General features: G+C 68.0%; 24 protein-coding genes. 12 read left to right on the top strand and 12 right to left on the bottom strand.

Annotation, left to right across the window (positions count from 1 at the left end):
• The first annotated feature begins 24 nt into the window (after positions 1-24).
• Complete coding sequence (locus ABFX51_RS33120) at positions 25-1,347, top strand: MFS transporter (RefSeq protein ID WP_091509139.1); 1,323 nt, start codon at positions 25-27, stop codon at positions 1,345-1,347.
• A gap of 12 nt (positions 1,348-1,359) precedes the next feature.
• The gene (locus ABFX51_RS33115) at positions 1,360-2,136 is read left to right on the top strand and encodes an IclR family transcriptional regulator (protein WP_091509141.1); all 777 of its coding nucleotides are present in this window, start codon (positions 1,360-1,362) and stop codon (positions 2,134-2,136) included.
• Here the strand turns inward: ABFX51_RS33115 and ABFX51_RS33110 are convergent.
• Positions 2,122-3,231 (bottom strand): CaiB/BaiF CoA transferase family protein, encoded by a 1,110-nt coding sequence (locus tag ABFX51_RS33110; protein WP_346056082.1) that lies wholly within the window; start codon positions 3,229-3,231, stop codon positions 2,122-2,124. The genes ABFX51_RS33115 and ABFX51_RS33110 overlap by 15 nt on opposite strands.
• A gap of 58 nt (positions 3,232-3,289) precedes the next feature.
• On the opposite strand from ABFX51_RS33110, the gene ABFX51_RS33105 reads away from it, so the two are divergent.
• Positions 3,290-4,438 (top strand): permease, encoded by a 1,149-nt coding sequence (locus ABFX51_RS33105; RefSeq protein WP_346056081.1) that lies wholly within the window; start codon positions 3,290-3,292, stop codon positions 4,436-4,438.
• Here the strand turns inward: ABFX51_RS33105 and ABFX51_RS33100 are convergent, their stop codons facing one another.
• From ABFX51_RS33100 to nicT, 3 genes are read right to left on the bottom strand one after another with little or no spacing between them, the layout of a single operon-like run.
• A complete protein-coding gene (locus ABFX51_RS33100; protein WP_346056080.1) occupies positions 4,439-6,613 on the bottom strand; it encodes a heavy metal translocating P-type ATPase in 2,175 nt (724 codons plus the stop codon).
• Position 6,614: 1 nt separating this feature from the next.
• Positions 6,615-6,818 carry a heavy-metal-associated domain-containing protein gene (locus ABFX51_RS33095; protein ID WP_091509149.1) on the bottom strand — a complete coding sequence of 68 codons (204 nt, stop codon included), beginning with the start codon at positions 6,816-6,818 and terminating at the stop codon, positions 6,615-6,617.
• A 38-nt stretch (positions 6,819-6,856) separates the two neighbouring features.
• Entirely contained in the window at positions 6,857-7,912 is a 1,056-nt protein-coding gene (gene nicT / locus ABFX51_RS33090) for a Nickel transporter NicT (protein WP_487046924.1), read from the bottom strand.
• A gap of 108 nt (positions 7,913-8,020) precedes the next feature.
• Between nicT and ABFX51_RS33085 the strand changes: the two genes are divergently transcribed.
• Positions 8,021-8,302 (top strand): metal-sensitive transcriptional regulator, encoded by a 282-nt coding sequence (locus ABFX51_RS33085; RefSeq protein ID WP_091509155.1) that lies wholly within the window; start codon positions 8,021-8,023, stop codon positions 8,300-8,302.
• 87 nt (positions 8,303-8,389) lie between these two features.
• On the opposite strand, the gene ABFX51_RS33080 is transcribed toward ABFX51_RS33085, so the two are convergent.
• A complete protein-coding gene (locus ABFX51_RS33080) occupies positions 8,390-8,611 on the bottom strand; it encodes a DUF2188 domain-containing protein (protein ID WP_346056079.1) in 222 nt (73 codons plus the stop codon).
• Positions 8,612-8,733: 122 nt separating this feature from the next.
• Between ABFX51_RS33080 and ABFX51_RS33075 the strand changes: the two genes are divergently transcribed.
• Positions 8,734-9,105 carry a helix-turn-helix domain-containing protein gene (locus tag ABFX51_RS33075; protein ID WP_091509159.1) on the top strand — a complete coding sequence of 124 codons (372 nt, stop codon included), beginning with the start codon at positions 8,734-8,736 and terminating at the stop codon, positions 9,103-9,105.
• Positions 9,106-9,107: 2 nt separating this feature from the next.
• Positions 9,108-9,701: an ImmA/IrrE family metallo-endopeptidase gene (locus tag ABFX51_RS33070; protein WP_091509162.1), complete on the top strand. Its 594-nt coding sequence runs from the start codon at positions 9,108-9,110 to the stop codon at positions 9,699-9,701.
• A gap of 81 nt (positions 9,702-9,782) precedes the next feature.
• Here the strand turns inward: ABFX51_RS33070 and ABFX51_RS33065 are convergent, their stop codons facing one another.
• Positions 9,783-10,274 (bottom strand): hypothetical protein, encoded by a 492-nt coding sequence (locus tag ABFX51_RS33065; RefSeq protein WP_245783124.1) that lies wholly within the window; start codon positions 10,272-10,274, stop codon positions 9,783-9,785.
• 160 nt (positions 10,275-10,434) lie between these two features.
• On the opposite strand from ABFX51_RS33065, the gene ABFX51_RS33060 reads away from it, so the two are divergent.
• The 3 genes from ABFX51_RS33060 to ABFX51_RS33050 all read left to right on the top strand — a co-directional run bounded on the left by ABFX51_RS33060 (position 10,435) and on the right by ABFX51_RS33050 (position 12,410).
• Positions 10,435-11,286, top strand: coding sequence for an HNH endonuclease (locus tag ABFX51_RS33060; protein ID WP_091509166.1), 852 nt, complete (start codon positions 10,435-10,437; stop codon positions 11,284-11,286).
• Positions 11,287-11,352: 66 nt separating this feature from the next.
• The gene (locus ABFX51_RS33055; protein WP_091509169.1) at positions 11,353-11,817 is read left to right on the top strand and encodes a GyrI-like domain-containing protein; all 465 of its coding nucleotides are present in this window, start codon (positions 11,353-11,355) and stop codon (positions 11,815-11,817) included.
• Positions 11,818-12,242: 425 nt separating this feature from the next.
• Positions 12,243-12,410 (top strand): hypothetical protein, encoded by a 168-nt coding sequence (locus tag ABFX51_RS33050; RefSeq protein ID WP_346056077.1) that lies wholly within the window; start codon positions 12,243-12,245, stop codon positions 12,408-12,410.
• 468 nt (positions 12,411-12,878) lie between these two features.
• Here ABFX51_RS33050 and ABFX51_RS33045 read toward each other — a convergent pair whose 3' ends face one another.
• Positions 12,879-13,127, bottom strand: a complete 249-nt coding sequence (locus tag ABFX51_RS33045) for a winged helix-turn-helix domain-containing protein (protein WP_346056076.1) — start codon at positions 13,125-13,127, stop codon at positions 12,879-12,881.
• Positions 13,128-13,217: 90 nt separating this feature from the next.
• Between ABFX51_RS33045 and ABFX51_RS33040 the strand changes: the two genes are divergently transcribed.
• On the top strand, positions 13,218-13,460 hold the full coding sequence (locus tag ABFX51_RS33040; RefSeq protein WP_346056075.1) for a hypothetical protein: 243 nt from the start codon (positions 13,218-13,220) through the stop codon (positions 13,458-13,460).
• 97 nt (positions 13,461-13,557) lie between these two features.
• On the opposite strand, the gene ABFX51_RS33035 is transcribed toward ABFX51_RS33040, so the two are convergent.
• The 5 genes from ABFX51_RS33035 to ABFX51_RS33015 all read right to left on the bottom strand — a co-directional run bounded on the left by ABFX51_RS33035 (position 13,558) and on the right by ABFX51_RS33015 (position 17,366).
• The gene (locus ABFX51_RS33035) at positions 13,558-14,799 is read right to left on the bottom strand and encodes a hypothetical protein (RefSeq protein WP_346056074.1); all 1,242 of its coding nucleotides are present in this window, start codon (positions 14,797-14,799) and stop codon (positions 13,558-13,560) included.
• Complete coding sequence (locus ABFX51_RS33030; protein ID WP_346056073.1) at positions 14,793-15,086, bottom strand: hypothetical protein; 294 nt, start codon at positions 15,084-15,086, stop codon at positions 14,793-14,795. Before ABFX51_RS33030 ends, ABFX51_RS33035 begins: the two co-directional genes overlap by 7 nt.
• A gap of 317 nt (positions 15,087-15,403) precedes the next feature.
• Positions 15,404-16,891 carry an AAA family ATPase gene (locus ABFX51_RS33025; protein ID WP_346056072.1) on the bottom strand — a complete coding sequence of 496 codons (1,488 nt, stop codon included), beginning with the start codon at positions 16,889-16,891 and terminating at the stop codon, positions 15,404-15,406.
• Positions 16,888-17,163 carry a hypothetical protein gene (locus ABFX51_RS33020; RefSeq protein WP_346056071.1) on the bottom strand — a complete coding sequence of 92 codons (276 nt, stop codon included), beginning with the start codon at positions 17,161-17,163 and terminating at the stop codon, positions 16,888-16,890. The genes ABFX51_RS33025 and ABFX51_RS33020 overlap by 4 nt, the downstream gene beginning before the upstream one ends.
• Positions 17,160-17,366 (bottom strand): helix-turn-helix domain-containing protein, encoded by a 207-nt coding sequence (locus ABFX51_RS33015; protein ID WP_346056070.1) that lies wholly within the window; start codon positions 17,364-17,366, stop codon positions 17,160-17,162. The genes ABFX51_RS33020 and ABFX51_RS33015 overlap by 4 nt, the downstream gene beginning before the upstream one ends.
• A 135-nt stretch (positions 17,367-17,501) precedes the next feature.
• Here ABFX51_RS33015 and ABFX51_RS33010 point away from each other — a divergent pair, with 135 nt between their 5' ends.
• Positions 17,502-18,044 carry a helix-turn-helix domain-containing protein gene (locus ABFX51_RS33010; RefSeq protein ID WP_346056069.1) on the top strand — a complete coding sequence of 181 codons (543 nt, stop codon included), beginning with the start codon at positions 17,502-17,504 and terminating at the stop codon, positions 18,042-18,044.
• Positions 18,045-18,151: 107 nt separating this feature from the next.
• Positions 18,152-18,562 carry an N-terminal phage integrase SAM-like domain-containing protein gene (locus ABFX51_RS33005; protein ID WP_346056068.1) on the top strand — a complete coding sequence of 137 codons (411 nt, stop codon included), beginning with the start codon at positions 18,152-18,154 and terminating at the stop codon, positions 18,560-18,562.
• Positions 18,563-18,617 lie beyond the last annotated feature (55 nt).

The following is an 18,617-nucleotide window of genomic DNA, read 5'->3' as shown; positions in this document are numbered from 1 at the left end:
CCCCGAGAGAGACCGGAGACGTCGATGACGCTGTCTTCCGAAAACCCCGCCTACCGCAGCGCGGTCAAGAAGTTCTTCCGCCGCATGCTGCCGCTGGTGGTGTTCATGCTGGTGATCAACCAGATGGACCGCACCAACGTCGGGTTCGTCCAGACCCACTTCAAGACCGATCTGGGCATCGGCGCCGCGGCCTTCGGGCTCGGCGCTGGGCTGTTCTTCGTCGGCTACGCGATCTTCGAGGTGCCGAGCAACATGCTGCTCGAACGCTTCGGTGCCCGCGTGTGGCTGACGCGCATCATGATCACGTGGGGCGTGGTGGTCGCCGCGACCGCGTTCACCAGCAACGCCACCACGTTCTACCTCCTGCGGTTCCTGCTCGGCGTCGCGGAGGCCGGGTTCTTCCCCGGGGTCATCTACTACTTCACGAAGTGGCTCCCCAACGCCGAACGCGGTCGCGCGACGGCGATCTTCCTCGGCGGTTCCGCGTCGGCGTACATCGTGACCGGGCCGATCAGCGGAGCGCTGCTGGAGATGCACGGCCTCGGCGGCATCGCCGGCTGGAAGTGGATGTTCCTGCTGGAAGGCGGGTTCTCCGTCGTGATCGGCATCGTGGCCGGGTTCTTCCTGGTCTCGCGCGTGAAGGACGCGAAGTGGCTGACCGACGAGGAGAAGTCGGCGCTGAGCGCGGCGATCGAACGCGACGAAGCCGTCCGCAGCGACAAGAAGACCGCGAGCGTGCCGCGGTGGAAGCTCGTCACGAACCCGCAGGTGTTGTTGCTGTGCTGGCTGTTCTTCGCGATGTCGCTGACCGGGTACGCGATCACGTTCTGGCTGCCCAGCATCGTGAAGAAGATCCCGGACACGTCGGACTTCATGGTCGGCCTGCTCTCGGCGATCCCGTGGATCTGCGCGATCGTCGCGATGTACACGCTCGCCTGGTACACCGACCGCACGGGCAAACGGCGGCCGTGGGTCGCGGTCGGGCTCGTACTGGGTGCGGCGGGCACGTTCCTGGCGACCGTCGGGCCGCCGTGGTTCGCGCTGGTCGCGTTGTGCCTCGGCGCGACAGGCTTCAAGTGCGCGGCGTCGGCGTTCTGGCCGCTGGCCCAGCACAGCCTCGACCTGAAGATCGCCGCCGCGGGCATCGCGTTGATCAACTCCCTCGGCAACCTGGGCGGGTTCGTCGGCCCGACCGTCGTCGGTGCCGTGGAGGAGAGCACCGGCAGCACCGCGGGCGGGCTGTACGCGCTGTCGATCGTCTCCGTGCTGGCCGCGGGCACGGTCTTCCTGGTGCGGGCCCGGCACGTGCCCGCGCGCTCGCGGGTCACCGCGCCCGTGGTCCAGTGAGAAGATGCGTGCATGCCTGAGCAGCAGAAGGGCGTGCGCGATGTGAAGTCGGCCGCGCGCACCGTCGAGGTTCTCGAGGTACTCGGGAGCCTCGACGGTCAGCCGATGAGCCTGCGGCAGCTCGCCGAGCGCATGGACGTGCCGCGCAGCAGCCTGTACGCCCTGCTGCAGACCCTGGTGAACCGCGGCTGGGTGCGCACCGACCCCACGGGTTCGCTGTACACGATCGGTGTGCGGGCGTTGCTCGTCGGCACCTCCTACATCGACGGCGACCAACGGCTGGCCGCGGCGAAACCGCACCTGGAGGACCTGGGCGAGAAGGTCGGCGAGACGGTGCACTTCGCCCGGCTCGACGGCTCGGACATCGTGTACCTGGCAACCCGCGAGTCGCGGCACTACCTGCGTCCGTTCAGCCGCGTCGGCCGCCGCCTCCCCGCGTACATCACGTCCCTGGGCAAGGCGATCCTGGCGGAGCGGCCCGACGAGGAGGTCGAAAAGCTCCTCCCGCCGGAGATGCCCGCGTTGACCGAACACACCCTCGACCGGCCGGGGCTGCTCGCGGACCTGGTGGGCGTGCGGGAGCGTGGTTACGCGATCGACAACGAGGAGGGCACGGTCGGCCTGCGCTGTTTCGGCATGGCGCTGCGGTACGAGACGCCGGTGCTCGACGCGATCAGCTGCTCCGTCCCCATCGCCCGCCTGACCCCCGCGACGGAGCAGTCGATCCTCGACGCACTCGCCGAGGCCCGCACCGCCATCGAACGCGCGGTCCGCTCAGCGGCCTGGTGACTCCCGCAGCCATTTGAGCACCTCCTCCGTGTGCTCGCCGAGCGCCGGCGGTGGCAGCCGGTACTCGGGCGGCGTCGCGGACAACCCGATCGGATTGCGCACGGTGCCACCGGGCGCGCGTGGCGCCAGCCCGAGCCGCTCGGCCAGCGCGAACGCCTCGCCGAGGTCGTTGACCGGACTACACGGCACGCCGAGCGGGGTCAGCAGCTCGAACCACTCGTCGGCGGTCCGGGTCCGCAGCCGGGCGCTGAGCAGGTCGGCCAGCTCGTCCACGTGCGCGACCCGGTCGGCGTTCGTGGCGAACCGCTCGTCGGGCTCCAGTTCGAGCGCGGCGGCCAGCGCCTCGAACTGCCGGTCGTTGCCGACGGCGAGCGCGATCGGGCGGTCCGCGGCCGGGTAGACCTCGTACGGCGCGATCGACGGGTGCCGGTTGCCCTTCGGTTCCGGTACCAGCCCCGCCATCAGGTGGTTCGCGCTCTGGTTGACCATGCTCGACAGCAGCGTGCTGAGCAGGTCCACCTCGACGAGTTGCCCTTCGCCGGTGGCGTCCCGGTGCCGCAGCGCGGCGAGGATGCCGAGGCCGGCGTGCAGCCCGGTGAGCACGTCCACCAGCGCGACGCCCACCTTCGTCGGCTCGCCGGGGCCGGGACCGGTAACGCTCATCAGCCCGCCGACGGCCTGGACGAGCAGGTCGTAGCCGGGCAGGGCCGCTCCCGCGCCGCTGCCGAAACCCGAGATCGAGCAGTACACCAGCCCGGGGTTGTCCGTCCGCAGGCTTTCGTGGTCGAGCCCGAAGCGGGCCATCAGACCAGGCCGGAAGTTCTCGATCAGCACGTCGGCGCGTCGTGCCAGCTCCCGCGCGGCGGGGTCGGCGAGGTCCAGCACGACGGACCGCTTGTTGCGGTTGACCGAGCGGTAGTAGACGGCCTCGCCGTCCGCGTACGGCGGGCCCCACGCCCGCGTGTCGTCACCGGTCCCCGGCCGCTCCACCTTGATCACGTCGGCGCCGAGGTCGGCGAGCAGCATCGTCAGGTAGGGCGCGGCGAGCACCCGGCTGAAGTCGGCGACCAGCACGCCGGACAGAGGTCCACTCACCGCTCCCTTCTACCTCACGGCTGGCCCGCACCCCGGACGTGTGATACCCCTGCTAGGTATGAAGGCGATCGGCGAGGCACTCGCGCTCGCGGGCTCCATGGCGTGGGAGGTCCTGTGGGCCCTCGTCCTGGGGTTCGCCCTGTCCGCCGTCGTGCAGGCGGTCGTGCGCAAGTCGACGATCGTGCGCCTCCTGGGCGACGACCGCCCCGGCACGCTGGCGGTGTCCGCCGGGCTCGGGGCGGCGTCGTCGTCCTGTTCGTACGCGGCGGTGGCCCTCGCGCGGTCGCTGTTCCGGAAGGGCGCGAACTTCACGGCGGCGATGACGTTCGAGATCGCGTCCACCAACCTCGTCGTCGAGCTGGGCATCCTGCTGGCGTTGCTGCTGGGCTGGCAGTTCACCGTCGCGGAGTTCGTCGGCGGCCCGCTGATGATCGTGTTCGTCGCACTGCTGTTCCGGCTGTTCGTACGGGAACGCTTGCTGCGCAAGGCCCGTGACCAAGCGGAGAAGGGCATCGCCGGTTCGATGGAAGGGCATGCGGCGATGGACATGTCCGTCGGCCGCGAGGGTTCGTTCTGGCGCAGGCTGCTCTCCGCGGAGGGGTTCACCTCGGTTTCGCATGTGTTCGTCATGGAATGGGCGGCGATCCTGCGCGACCTGGTGGTGGGCCTGCTGATCGCGGGCGCGATCGGGGCGTGGGTGCCCGAGTCGTTCTGGCAGGGCTTCTTCCTCACCGACCACCCGCTGGGCTCGGCGTTGTGGGGTCCCGTCATCGGCCCGGTCGTGGCGATCCTGAGCTTCGTGTGCTCGATCGGCAACGTCCCGCTCGCCGCGGTGTTGTGGAACGGGGGCATCAGCTTCGGCGGCGTCGTCGCGTTCCTGTTCGCGGACCTGCTGATCCTGCCGATCCTGAACATCTACCGGAAGTACTACGGCACGCGGATGGCGCTGACGGTGCTCGGCACGTTCTACGCCGCGATGGTCGCCGCCGGCTACCTCGTGGAGCTGCTGTTCGGTGTCACCGGGCTGACCCCGGAAGCCCGCGACGCGCAGGTCGTGGAAGCAGGGGTGACGTGGAACTACACGACGTGGCTGAACATCGCGTTCCTGGTGCTCGCCGCGGCACTGGTCGTCCGGTTCGTCCGCAGCGGCGGCCTGCCCATGCTCAGGATGATGGGTGGCGCCCCCGACCAGGAGCACCACCACTGACTACCGGAACTGCCTCAGGCGCAAGGAATTGCTGACCACGAACACGGAGCTGAACGCCATCGCCGCGCCCGCGATCATCGGGTTCAGCAGCCCCGCCGCCGCGAGCGGCAGCGCCGCCACGTTGTAGGCGAAGGCCCAGAACAGGTTTCCCTTGATCGTCGCCAGCGTGCGCCGGGACAGGCGGATCGCGTCGGCCGCCGCGCGCAGGTCACCGCGCACGAGCGTGAGATCCCCGGCCTCGATCGCGACGTCCGTGCCCGTGCCCATCGACAGGCCCAGGTCGGCCTGCGCGAGCGCGGCCGCGTCGTTCACACCGTCGCCGACCATCGCCACGCGGCGCCCCTCGTCCTGCAGGCGCTTGACCACGTCGACCTTGTCGGCGGGCAGCACCTCGGCGATCACCTCGTCGACGCCGACCTCGCGCGCGACCTCCCTGGCGACCGCCTCGTTGTCACCCGTCAGCAGCACCGGCCGCAGCCCCAGCTCACGGAACCGCGTGATGGCCTCGGCGGACGTCGGTTTGACGGTGTCCGCGACCGCGAGCACCGCGCGCGCCTGCCCGCCCCAGCCGACGACCACAGCCGTCCGCCCCCGCTCCTCGGCGGCCGCTTTCGCCTCGGCAAGCTCACCCAGTTCCCCGAACAACGCGGCCCGCCCCACGACGACCTCGCGGCCGTCGACGACCCCGCGCACGCCGAGCCCTTCGACGTTGCCGAACTCGGTCAGTTCGCCCGGTTCCGGCGCCGCCGCGGCGATCGCCTTGCCGATGGGGTGCTCGGAAGCGCTTTCCAGGGTGCCCGCCAGCCGCAATACCTCGGCCCGGTCCACGCCGGGGGCGAGGTGCACGTCGACCAGGGCCATCCGGCCCGTGGTCACGGTGCCCGTCTTGTCGAGGACGATCGTGTCGATCCGGCGCGTGCTCTCCAGCACCTCCGGGCCCTTGATCAGGATGCCCAGCTGCGCGCCACGGCCCGTGCCGACGAGCAGCGCTGTCGGCGTCGCCAGGCCCAGCGCACACGGGCACGCGATGATCAGCACCGCGACCGCCGCGGTGAAGGCGGCGGACGGCGCGCCGCCCGCGATCAGCCAGCCGACGAGCGTGACCAGCGACAGCCCCAGCACGATCGGCACGAACACCCCGGCGACGCGGTCCGCCAGGCGCTGGACCTGCGCTTTCCCCGTCTGCGCCGCCTCGACGAGCTTCGCCATCTGCGCCAGCTGCGTGTCCCCGCCGACGCGCGTCGCCCGCACCACCAGCCGGCCACCGGCGTTGACCGTCGCCCCCACGACGGGGTCGCCCGGCCCAACCTCCACCGGCACGGACTCGCCCGTCAGCATGCTCGCGTCGACCGCGGAGGAACCGTCCTCCACCACGCCGTCGGTCGCGATCTTCTCGCCGGGACGGACGACGAACCGGTCACCGGCGGACAGCTGCGTGGCGGGAATCCTGACCTCGGTCCCGTCCCGCAGCACAGCGACGTCCTTCACGCCGAGTTCGAGCAGCGCACGCAACGCCGCGCCCGCCCGCCGCTTGGACCGCGCCTCGAAGTAACGCCCGGCCAGCAGGAACGCGGTCACCCCGGTGGCGACCTCGAAGTACACGGCGTCCCCGCCGGAGGGACCGATCGTCAGCTCGAACGGGTGCCGCATGCCGATCGTCCCGGCGTCCCCGAAGACGAGCGCGTACAGCGACCACAGGAACGCGGCGAGCGTGCCGACGGAGATCAACGTGTCCATCGTGGCGGCGCCGTGCCGCAGGTTCGTCCACGCGGCGCGGTGGAACGGCCACGCGGCCCACGTGATCACCGGGGCCGCCAGCGCCAGCGACACCCACTGCCAGTAGTCGAACTGCAGGGCCGGAGCCATCGCGAGCACGATCACCGGCACGGCGAGCACCGCGGACACGACCAGCCGGTGCCGCAGCGGGCGCACGGGGTCGGGCTCCTCGGTCTCCGGCCGCGGCAACGTGGCGGTGTAGCCCGCGGCCTCGACGGTCTCGACCAGCCGCTGCGGGTCCACGCCCGCCGGGAAGGTCACTTCGGCCTTCTCGGTGGCGTAGTTGACCGTGGCGGTGACCCCGTCGAGCTTGTTCAGCTTCTTCTCCACCCGCATCGCGCAGGACGCACACGTCATCCCGCCGATCACGAGCTCGAGCCGCTCCGCCGTGCCGGGCATGTCAGGCGACCTGGTACCCGGCCTCGTCGACGGCGGCGCGGACCGCGGCGTCATCGAGCGGGCGCTCGCTGACGATGGTGAGCGCCCCGGTGGGCAGGTCGACGGCGACGGACTCGACGCCCTCGATCCTGCCGACCTCCTCGCTGACCGCCTTGACGCAGTGGGCGCAGGTCATCCCCGTGACGGTGTAGCTGGTCTCAGTCATACCGCCGACTTTACCCCCTACCCGTATCGGGGACACCTTCACTCGGTGGGCAGCGCCCAGCGCTCCTCGATCCGCCCGACGCGCCACACCAGCACCGCGACGGCCCACGTCACCAGGAACAACCCGACTATCACGAATCCCACGTAGTCGAGGTTCAGGTTGGCGATCGCCGCGAGCGGTCCCGTGGTGATCCCCAGCCGCTCGGTGAGCACGCTGATCAGCTCGATCACCCCGATCAGCAGGGCGACCACCACGGACAACGCGGTGACCGTGATGTTGTAGAAGATCTTGCGCACCGGCTGCGCGAACGCCCAGTCGTAGGCGCGGTGCATGAACACCCCGTCCGCCGCGTCGAACAACGTCATCCCGGCCGCGAACAGCACCGGCAGCACGAGGATCGCGTACCACGGCAGGGAGAACGCGGCCGCTCCCCCGGCCAGCACCAGCAGGCCGACCTCGGTGGCGGTGTCGAACCCGAGCCCGAACAGCACGCCGACGGGGTAGATGTGCCACGGCTTGCGCACACCCGCCGTCGTGCGGCTCAGCACGCGGTTGAGCAGCCCGCGCTTGTTCAGCTGCTCCTCCAGCTGCGCCTCCGTGAACCTCCCCTCCCGCATCCCGCGGAACACCTTGAGGATCCCGGCGAGCACGACCAGGTTGACCAGCCCGAGCAGGCACAGGAACACGCCGGACACCGACACCCCGATCACCCCGGTGATCTGGTGCAGCGTCGACGAATCGTCCTCGACCTGCCCGGCCAGCGCGCGCACGCCGAGCGACAACAGCAGGCACAGCCCGAAGACGATCGTCGAATGCCCGAGCGAGAACCAGAACCCCACGGTCAGCGGGCGCTGCCCGTCGGCGATCAGCTTCCGCGTGGTGTTGTCGATCGCCGCGATGTGGTCGGCGTCGAACGCGTGCCGCATGCCCAGGGTGAACGCGGTGACGCCGAGCCCGATGCCGAACACCTGCGCGTTCCCGATCTGGTAGTGCTCGGGCACGACGAACAGGGTCAGCACCCCCCAGCCCACCGCGTTGAGCACCACCACGAACACCGCCATGGCGGCCACGGCCGCCCAGTCGCGCCTGATCACACCTGACAGAGTAATCAGATGAACAGGTAGATCAGGTTTCAGTTCTGTCTCGGGATACGGGGAGCGGGTATCATCGAGCAGAAGCCGAGAACGAAGGTGGGCAGCGAAATGGCGAGCTACAGCGGGGACAAGGACGCCTACCTCAAGCGGCTCCGCCGGATCGAAGGGCAGATCCGGGGGCTGCAGCGGATGGTCGAAGAGGACAAGTACTGCATCGACATCCTCACGCAGGTCTCGGCCGCGACCAAGGCGCTGCAGTCGTTCTCGCTCGAACTGCTCGACGAGCACCTCTCCAGCTGCGTGGTCGACGCGGCGAAGGCGGGCGGCCGGGAGGCCGAGATCAAGGTGCGCGAGGCATCGGACGCCATCGCGCGCCTCGTCAAGTCCTGAAGAAGCCCCCCAGCCCCAACCCGCCCCCCACTGTCACACCCCCTCCCTAGTATCGAACCCATGTTCGAACAACCACCCCGAGGGGGCTCATCCACCAGGCACCGGCGCACCCCGCCGGTAGACGCGCCTGCTCTCGATCGAACCGTCCCGCCGCTGGATCTGCAGCAGGCTGGGCCGGTCCCGCCGCGCCAGCCCGGCGGCGGCTCGCACCGCCTCGCGCTTGCACCCGTGATGCGAGACGACCTGCCCCATCCGTCGCACGTCCCAGCTGCCCAGCAGGGGCGAAACCCAGTAGACGGTGCACTTCATGACACAATTCCTCCCCCAGGAGAGTTGCAGAGGTGCAACAATGTTCCCGACAAGCAAAAGTGTCTCACACCCGCAACCCCGTTTCAACCGCGCAAGGATAGCCCACAAGAAGGAAGTCCAAGATGCCCGGAAGGCTCGACGCACCCAGGTTGTACGCGGCGCTGGACGCGCAGCGGGAGGCCAGAGGCCTGTCGTGGCGCCAGCTCGCGGCCGAGGCCGGGGTGAGCCCGTCACTGGTCAGCAGGATGGGCAACGGGCACCGGCCGGACCTCGACGGGTTCATCGCGCTGGTGCAGTGGCTCGGGATGCCGGCGGAGACGTTCATGGTGTGGCCGGAGGGCGCGCGGGAGAAGCGGGCCAGGCCGTCACTGGAGGCTCAGCTGGCGCCACTGCTGCGCGCGGAGGAGGAGCTCAGCGAGGCCGACCAGCAGCACGTGCTGGACGTCGTCGGCATCACGTTGAGGCACATGAGGGCTCGCCACAAGGGAGGCTGAAAGTGGCACTGCGGCGCGGTTTCAAGAAGGAGGCCAGGGCCATCACCCTGGAGGTGCGGCAGGAGCTGGGCATCGGGCTGCTCGACCCGCTGGACCCGTACGAGCTGGCGAAGCTGTACGGCGTCGAAACCTTCGACCTGACCAACCCGGTGCTGCCGCCGGAATCGGTGCGGTACCTGACGGAGGTGCGGCCGCACGTGTTCTCCGCGGCGCTCGTGCCGCTGCAGCCGAGCGGCGTGGTGATCATCGAGAACCACGTGCAGCCGTGGCGGCGGCGGCGCTCGACGATGGCGCACGAGATGGCGCACGTGCTGCTGGAGCACCCGTTCGGCCCGATGCTGGCGGACGAGAACGGCTGCCGGTCGGCGGTGCGGTGGCTGGAGGAGGAGGCGGCGGAGCTGTCCGGCGAGCTGCTGGTGCCGACGGACGCCGCGCGGATCGCCGCGTTCCGCGGGTGGTCGGACCATTCGGTGGCGAACCGGTTCCAGGTGAGCACGGCGATGGCCCGGTGGCGGATGAACGTCACGGGCGCGCGCCGGGTCGCCTGCCGCTGGCGGGAGAGCGTCAGGAGGGAGGGACTCGCGGCGGCGCGGTGATCCACAGCGTTGCCCACACCTGGGGACAACTCGCCGTCCGTCCACAGGGGACAGAGTGGATCTCCTTGCGCGCCAGGGAGATCACTCGCCCCCGCTGCCGAACAGCTCCTCGGCGGCCCGCGCCCGCAACCGCTCGAGCCGCGTGATCTGGCTGCGCCCGCCGGCGATCAGCTCGTCGAGCCGGTCGGCGTCGAGCCGCGCGTCGACGGCGGCGCGGACGCGGAGGGTGCGCCACCCGGCGACCTTGCCCTCGACACCGAGCCGCATCGCCTCGAGCTCGACGAGCCTGCTGAGCGGGGAGCGCCGCACCACGCGCCCGTTGAGCTTGAGGCGGCCCACCTTCTCCGCGAGCCGGCCCGTCCACATCTCCACGCGCCGCACGGGCTCACCCAGCGCGGCCATGATCTCCAGCAAGGCGGCCCGGTCCTGCTCGATCTCCTCGGCGAGCCGCTCGAGCTTGCCGTTGCCGGCCCACTCGCCCTCGCTGCGGGCGAGCCGTCTGGCCAGGTCCACCCCCGCCATCGCGCCGGCAAGGTGATCGTTGAGATAGATCCCGAGCAGCGTGCGAGTCATACGCGAGGAAGTACCCATCCGCCAGGACCGCCAATCCCCGAGCCAGCAGTGCCGCGCCCACCCTAACCAGGCGAGATACCGGAGACCAGGGGTTTTCGGTAGTACGTGGTACAAGCGAGGGGTGAACCTTGCTGAGGAACGGCGCCTGAGACAACGCGTCATGGATCTGCTGCAGGAAGCGGTCGAGGCTTCTCCCGACGGGAGCCTGACCCGCGACGAGCTCACGCGCTTCGAGGTGGACGGGCAGCATCTGAGCCTGTTGGACCGCAACCGGGGCATCCGCAACCCGAAGGATCTGCTCGCCACCCTGTCGATCATGTCGTCGGACGTCAGCTCCTACCAAGACGGCCCGCAGGAGAACGGGCTTTACAGCTACGCCTACCGATCGGGCACCGAGTTCGGCGACAACACCAAGCTCCGCCGGGCGTACGAACTCGAGTTGCCGATCATCTTCCTGGCGAAGATCACCACCGGCAGGTACGTCCCCGCCTTCCCCGCCTACGTCGTGGCCGACGAGCGGGCCATGCAGCGGTTCTACATCTCGTTCGATCCGGACCTGCGGCTCGACGACACCAAGCAGGATCTGACGGACGCGGAGAAGCGGTATTCCCGGCGGGTGGCCCGACAGCGCCTGCACCAGCCCGCCTTCCGAGCCACCGTTCTGCGCGCGTACGAGACGCGGTGTGCCGCTTGCGACCTGCCCTACCGCAACCTGCTCGACGCGGCGCACATCATCGCGGACGGGGAGGACGACGGGGCGCCCGTGATCTCCAATGGTTTGAGCCTCTGCAAGCTCCACCACGCGGCGTACGACAACGAGCAACTCGGCATCTCGCCTGACTACACCATCCACATCGCGCGGGTCGTGCTCGAAGACGAAGGCGGGCCGATGCTGCAGTACGGCCTGCAGAAGCTGCACGAGCAGCAGATCCGGCTGCCCCACTCCCGCAACGATCGCCCCGATCCCGACCGGCTCCAACGACGCTTCGAGCGCTTCCTCAAGTCCGGTTGATCTCCACCGATGAGTTCTCGGCCGTTCCCAGGTCCATACCTGCGAGAGTCGAAAGTGGAGGCGTGCATGAGTGTCGAACCGGAGATCGTGGTCGCGGAGCCCGTGGTGACGGCGGTGATCCGTCGTGAGCTGCCACTCGCTGAGCTGTCGGGCTTCTTCGACAGCGCTTTCCAGGCGTTGCCCGCGACGATCGCCGCCCAGGGGATCGAGATCGCAGGGCCTGCGTTCGCGCTGTACCGGTCGTTCACGCCGGAGCGCGTGGATGTCGAGATCGGCTTTGCCACGGATCGGCCGGTCGAACCGAACGGAGAGGTGACACCGGGCAAGCTCCCGGGCGGCCGCATCGCTCGCCTGGTCCACGTCGGCGGCTACGACGGTCTGCCCGAATCGTGGCAGCGCCTCCACTCGTGGCTGGGCGCCCAGAAGCTGCGCCCCGGCTCGCTGTGGTGGGAGGTCTACGCGACGAAGCCCTCGCCGGAGATGGACCCGGCCGAACTCCGCACGGAGCTGTATCTGCCGCTGGAGGACTGACGCCGGGCGGCCGAAGTCACCGACGCCAGCGCTCCACGTCGTGCCCCTCGGCAAGCCAGCGTCACGAGGCAAAGCTGGCGATAAGTTGGCAACCCCGCCGCAACCCCACCCCCACAGCAAGACCCCAGACAGCACGAGACCCCCTGTCACCAGGGGGTCTCGTGGTCTTGCTGTCTCAACCAGACGCGCGCCCGAAGGGATTCGAACCCCTAACCTTCTGATCCGTAGGTGTAGGCACTGAGTTCGTACAAGTTCGTGAACGTATCTTCACCCTGGTCACAGACTATTGCGTATGTTAGCGGACTTCTGCGTACTCTAATGATTCGCTACATCGTCCGCTACATGGCATTCCACATTGGACGGCCCTCGGCGGTGTTCGCAGCATCAGCCGAGGACCTTGATCGGAAACGGAGGATTCCGACCCAATGAGTAACCCTATTGCCGCGGACGACGCGGCCACCATCGAGGACCTGCGCGCCCTGCTCGCCGATGCCCTCGCTTGTATCGAGGAGCTAGAAGGGCGCGTTAAGGCCCTGCGCATCCTGATCGCCGCCCTGGAATCGCGCGAGCAGCGCCCGGGGGTAGCCCGGTGATGGGCAAGGTCGGCCGCCTGTGGCGGTCGACCACCTTACCGGGATCGGTAAGTTGAGTGACCTGCGAAAACTCGCGGGCCGGTCCGCGGCGACCAGATTTCCTGCGATCCCAGGAAATCGCTGGTCACGTTTTTAGTGGTGACCCTAAAAAGGCTGCTCATGTCTCGCCGCCTCCATCACGCGATCCAGCTGTGAATCGTCCCTGATCAGACCGGTTACGGGATCCCGCAAGCGGTCTGACCTGGGCAAACTCGCGGGCCGGTGCGCGAGAGCCAGAAACTTTACGGGATCCCGTAAAATTCCTGGTCACGTCCATGCCGGTGCTCGCCGCTTGCATCGGGCGAGCGGCCACCAGTCTTTTTCACAGATCGGCGAAAAAGACTGGCAACGGCCATCCCCGGCGTTGCTCGCCGGAAATTTTGCGGGATCTCGCAAAATTTCGACTCCATGTGCCGCGGCGATTTCCGCCTACTCGCCCTTGCGGACGAACGTGCCCTTGCCTGGCAGCGTGACGACGCGGCCACGTTCGCGGAGCAGGTCCGTGGCCTTGCGGATCGTGCCGTGAGCCACGCCGTACTCGTCCATCAACGCCCGCTCGCCCGGCAGCCGCGGCCCGATCTCGCCAGCCTCGATGCGCGCTTGCAGGTGGTCGGCGACCTGTTCGTACAGGTAGACCGGCGCGTCCGGGTCCGGATTGAAGGGCGGGACGGTGCTCACGACTCCACGGTAGGCAGCCGTTGAGCTGCGCAAACAGCGCGATAACTGTCAACAGCTGCCAACTGCTATACACAGCTCTACACTGTGTCTGTGGCAACCGTGGCCGTCTCGAATCAGGTCGCGCCGGAGTGGCGCGTCCTCGCCGAGCAGGAACACCTCGTGGTCGCGCGGCAGTTCACGCGCGGCGGAACCGGTTATCTGACCCTGTGCAACCGCATCGGCGTGCCGAGCGCCTACGACAAGGCCATGCGGGACGCGCCGCGCTGCCGCATCTGCGCTGACCTCGGCGAAGACGCGGCGCGCATCCGCCAGTTCGCCAGCCGGTACTCCTGACGGGACACGAGAGCCCCCGACGGACCATCACTCGCGTCAGGGGCTCTCGCTCGTCCCCGCCCGGCAGCGGCGCCCAGCGCGCGCCAGGGCGGCGGCTTTACTCCGCCGTGGCGAAGGTGACCTTCACGAACCCGGTCGGCTCATCGATCGCCAGCGTGAGCGCCTCTTCCACAAGCACCGTGATCAGGTTGTTCTTGACCTGCGAGAGGCTGTCCACGGTCCACGTCGGCTGGAGACCGATGACCACCTGCGCACAGGTATCCCACGCGCCCACCACCGCCGAACCGGCCGCGACCGCGGACGTGGGGTACACGTCCATGCCGCGCAGGCGCAGACGCAGGTTCTCCTCCGGGCTCTCGCCGAACCCGCCGGTCGAGCTGCCGAACAGGCGCACCAGGTCCGCGGGGTTGATCGCGACGAGGTTCGGTTCAGCGCCCACATCGCTGGAGAGCACCATTCCCGCGGCGACAAGCAGCGAGTCCACCGGAGATTCGCCAGTGCCGGCCGTGTAGGTCTGCACGCCCGTGGTGGCGTTGACCCGGCCGATGAGAAGCTGATCCTCTCGGGCGCAGAGCCGCGCGGCGAGCTTCTGCCGCAACCGGATTTCGAATGACGGCATGGTCCAGGACACCTGACGGCTGTAGTCCGTCCACAGCGAGATCACCTGCGGGGTCGCCGAACCCTCGGAAACGTCGTCGTACTCGGGCTTGAGCGCGCCTTCCTCCACGATGTCCGCCGCGCCCTCGCTGCCGAACACCGGATACACGGCCTCGCTCACGCCGGCCACGTCGGTGGTCGGAATTCCCGCTGCAATGGCCAGCCGGCGAGGCTCACGCAGCCGCCCGTAGTCCAGCGCCACCGCCGGGGTACCGGTGTCGGTCGTGGTGATCGCGGCGCGCGTATGGGCATCCTGGGCTGCGGAAACGGTGAACCGGAGGTTCCGCCCGTCCTGCACCGCCCGGTACAGCTCGTTCATCTCCTCGCGGGACGGCATGATCTTGTGCGCCAACCGGGGCTTGTCCTCGGCGATCGGCATGGGGACGCTGGTACCGAGAGGAGCCCATTCGGCCGAATCCCTGGGGATGCCGTTCGTGTCCATGCCGATCCGGGTCGCCACCGCCGCTACCGCGTTCTGCCGCTCCTGGTTGCGTACCAGGTACTCGATCTGGTCAGCGACATTGCGCAGCTGCTCGGATTTCTCCTCGATCTGACGCAGCTCGTCCTCGGTCAAGTCGCGGTTCTCGGCCTTGCTGCGCCACTGCACATTCTCGATCTCCGCGCGCAGCTTCTCGTACTGGGCGCGATGCGCCGTCAAGACCGGATTTTCCATGGTCAGCATCGTTCGCTACCTTCCCTCAGCTCGGCCCGCGCCTGATCGGCAGCGGCTATCACGTCCGCCGGGCTCACATCTGCCAACTTGTCGTCCAGCTCAGCCACCCGCCGATACCACGTGGCCTTAGAGATGCGCAGGGCGACACACACGGCCTCCACAGGCAGGCCAGCGGCGATATACCGGTGGCCGAGCAGGGTCAGCTGCCTCTCATCGGCGAGAGCCCGCGATGCGTTCTGCGCCGACAAAAGCGCAAGTGTCGCGACCATCGCCGCGTTCCGCTCAGTCTCAGTCATGAGATCGATTATCGCACACTATGTCCGATAATCGGACATCTAACCGCAGAAACGCCCACAAAAGCCCAAAAACCTCACGAAACGGTCACAAACACCCGAAAACGCCAAAACACCCGGGGAGGGAGGGACAGGTAGGCGGGGATGTTCGAATTTTTCCTTTTGCTTAAAAAAAGCGGGTCAGCGCCGGCGGCGGCGTCGCCGAGGAGATCCGGCGGGGCGCTTCGGCTTGAGTGGCCAGATGTATTTGCCGCTGCCGCGTGGCCGTCCAGGCTTGCGTTTTGGTGGTGGGGTTGGCCGTTTGGGGCCGGGCTGGTCAGTCATGCTGGTTTCCTCCAGGAGGTGGGTGAGAAGTCACAGAGCTTGCACGCAGGGGTGAGGGCGCTGTCTTTGCAGCAGCGGCCGGTGTCGGCCTTGAGCGCGTGGTCGGGCTTGCAGTCGCGGCAGAGCCACGCGCCGTCTGGGGTCTGGGTCAGGGGCATGGGTCGGGCGCAGCTGTCGCAGCGGCTCGGGGGCTCGTTCTTGACATCTGCCGTCTGGTCACGATCACCGTTAGAACCGTTGGAATCGTTAGAGGTGCCGGCCATTTCTAACACTGGTTGTGCCACGTTGTTAGTTTCGGTTGGCGCGTTGACCTGCTGTTCTAACAGTTCTAACGGTTCTGACGCCGTTGTCTGGATAGGGTCGGGAGCCGCGTAGACACCGCGCTTGACCTTCACCAGTCGGTCGGAATCCACGAGCCGCTTCAGGTAGGTGTCAGCACCGGCGCCGAACCGGTCGCGAATCTCCTTGGCGGCAACACCTTCCGGATGCTGCGCAACGAACGCGATGATGCCGTTCGAGGTGTCGCCCAGTTCGATCGTCTCGGCTCGCCGGCGGGCGGTCGCCGCGGCGTCGGCGAGGTTGGCCCCGTCCAGCGTCCAATGTCCATCGATCATCTGGAGCGCGTACTCGGCTTCGGGGACATCGCGGCCGGTGACCTTGAGCAGTCCGTCGCTGGACTGGCGTTTGCGATCCAGCACCATGATCGTGTCGGCTGATCCGGCGAGGCCGTTGGTGGCGTTCACCGAGTCCACGAAGTCCTCCGCGGACGCCTTGCGGTCGTGATGCACCACGACGATGGCGAGCCCCTGATGCCCGTCAGTGATCTGCTTGAGCCGGCTGCCGATCCGGTAGTCACGCTGGTAGGGCGACTCTCCCATCCCCGCGTTGGGCATGACCTTCCCGAGCGTGTCGAGCACTACCAGCGCCGTGTCCGGGTGGATGGTCAGAAACGCCTCGATGGTCGCGAACACCTGGCCGGGCTCGATCTTGGTGATGTAGTGGAACAGCTCGGGGATCGGTTCGCTATCGCCGAGGATCTTGCGGGCGCGCGCCTGCATCCGCCGGTCGCCGTCCTCCAGCGCGAGGTAGAACACGGGTCGTTTGGTGCTCAGCGGGATCTTGCCGAGCGCGTACCCGCCAGAGGCCACGGCGAGCAGTAGACCGCCGAGCAGCCACGACTTTCCGGCTTTCGGCGGTCCGATCAGCAGGGAGAACCCCTCAGGAATGAGGCCGTCGACCGCGTAGACGAGCGGGGGAAACGACTGCTGGTCAAGCCATGTTCCGTTACGCACTCCGGCCAACAGCTTCGCATGTTCGTTAGAACCGTTAGAACCGTTGTTTTGTCTGGTAGACGGCCGCGAATTTTCCAACACTGGGGAGTCAGAAGTGTTGGTTTCGGTGCCGTGAACCGTGCCGTCCCGGTCGGCCCACTGGTCCGTCTCCGGGTAGTGCTTGCCGTAGAAGCCGGTGGGGACAGTGGTCATCGCACCGCCTCCGGGGTGTCGAGTAGCCGCTCAAGCTCGGCGAGCGCCCGGCGGCTCCGCTGCTCGATCCGGCACTCTGCGATCTCGGTACGCAGGTCTTCGAGCCAGCGTGGTGCCGGGGTCATGTCGCGGAGCGCGCGGCGCATCGGCGTGTCGAGCCGTAGCCGCGCGGCGATTTCCGCATCGGAAAGACCTCGCATATGCTGGACTTGTCCAGGCACCTGTTTGGAGCCCGCTCCGGACTGGGGGCGGGCTTTTCTTTGCTCGCTCATGCCGCCTGGCCCCCGCCACTCGCGGCCTGCCGCGCCCGCTCTGCGGCGAAGTAGGCGCGGATAGCGTCAGCGGGGATGATCCGGCGCCGGCCCACCTTGATGGATTCGAGCTGTCCAGTGCGGAGCAATTCGAAAATCGTGGTGCGACCGAGGCCGGTCGCCTGCATGGCATCTTCGATCGAGTAGCCGACTTTCTCGACCATCAATCCTCCCAGTGAGTAAGTCCGCGTTCTAACGCGGCTACGGAAGGAATACCACGTCTGCCACAGATCGCGCAAGTACGCTGACATACTCGAACACGTTGACGGACCTACTCGGACGCGGTTAACCTGCGGCTCATGGCGGAGGAACGAAGCGACAGGGGGAGCGCCGGAAACGGCTGGAAGACGATCGGTGACCCACCCGAGGGTGCAGACGGCGTGCACGTGCGATACACGAAGGACGCGTCCGGGCGATGGGTCGTGACCGGCCTATACGTGCACGGTCCGGCGTTGACCGGCGAGACCTTGCGCGCGCTCCGACTCGCAAGATGGGAAGCCCACCAGAACAAGCCTGGCGCGATCGACCCCGGCGACGCCGACGATGACGACCTGACGCTCGGCCAGTTGCGAAACCGAAGCGCCGATGTGGCTGAGCTTATGCGCGAACGTGCTGACCACGTAAAGCCGACCATGCGCGGAGGCCTTGGCCGGCCGGATGGCACGGATGCCTTCTACGAAGAAGTCGCGCGCGCCTACAAGCAGTACGCCGAGGAATCCAGAGCGCCGGCTGCCGCGATCGCTCGCGAGACCGGAGTCCCAGTACGGACCGTCCATCGCTGGATCTCCGAGGCGCGGCGCCGCGGGCACCTTCCGGCAGGAAGACGGGGACGGGTCGGCTAGCCATGACAACGAAACGGAACCCCAAGGGCGAGGGCAGCGTCTACCAACGCAAATCAGACGGGAAGTGGTGCGCGTCAGTCACTCTCCCGTCCGGCCGCCGGCGTGTCGTGTACGCCGATGACGAGAAGGCTGCACGGAAGGCGCTACGGGCGCTCCTCGCCAAGGTCGAGTCAGGCCGTCCGGTGTCGATCGGGCGCACACCGAAGCTCGGCGACTACCTGAACCGCTGGCTCGACGTGCGCATCGCTGGCGAGGTCGAGGCGGGCCATCTCGATGAGTCCACAGCAGATAGCTACCGGCAGATGATCGAGGGACACATTCTCCCAACTTTTTTGGCCAAGGTGAAGATCACCGAGTTGACCACCGACGACATCCGAGCGTGGCAACGTGAGCGGCTGAAGACCGAGACCACGCGCTCGACGCCGGAGAACCCGAAGACGTACTCCCCTCGCACGGTGGGGATGGCTCATGCTGTGCTCCGCCGGGCGCTGAATGACGCGGTGAGCGATGGGTCTTAGAGCGTGTCTCACTTGGATCTTGAGGGAGGTGTGGGCAAGATCGTGGCGTGATGGA

The sequence above is a fragment of the Amycolatopsis dongchuanensis genome (assembly GCF_039542405.1).
Classification (GTDB): Bacteria; Actinomycetota; Actinomycetes; order Mycobacteriales; family Pseudonocardiaceae; genus Amycolatopsis_E; species Amycolatopsis_E sacchari.
The sequence above is the reverse complement of the archived record's forward strand: the minus strand, read 5'-3'. Positions and strand labels throughout refer to the sequence as shown.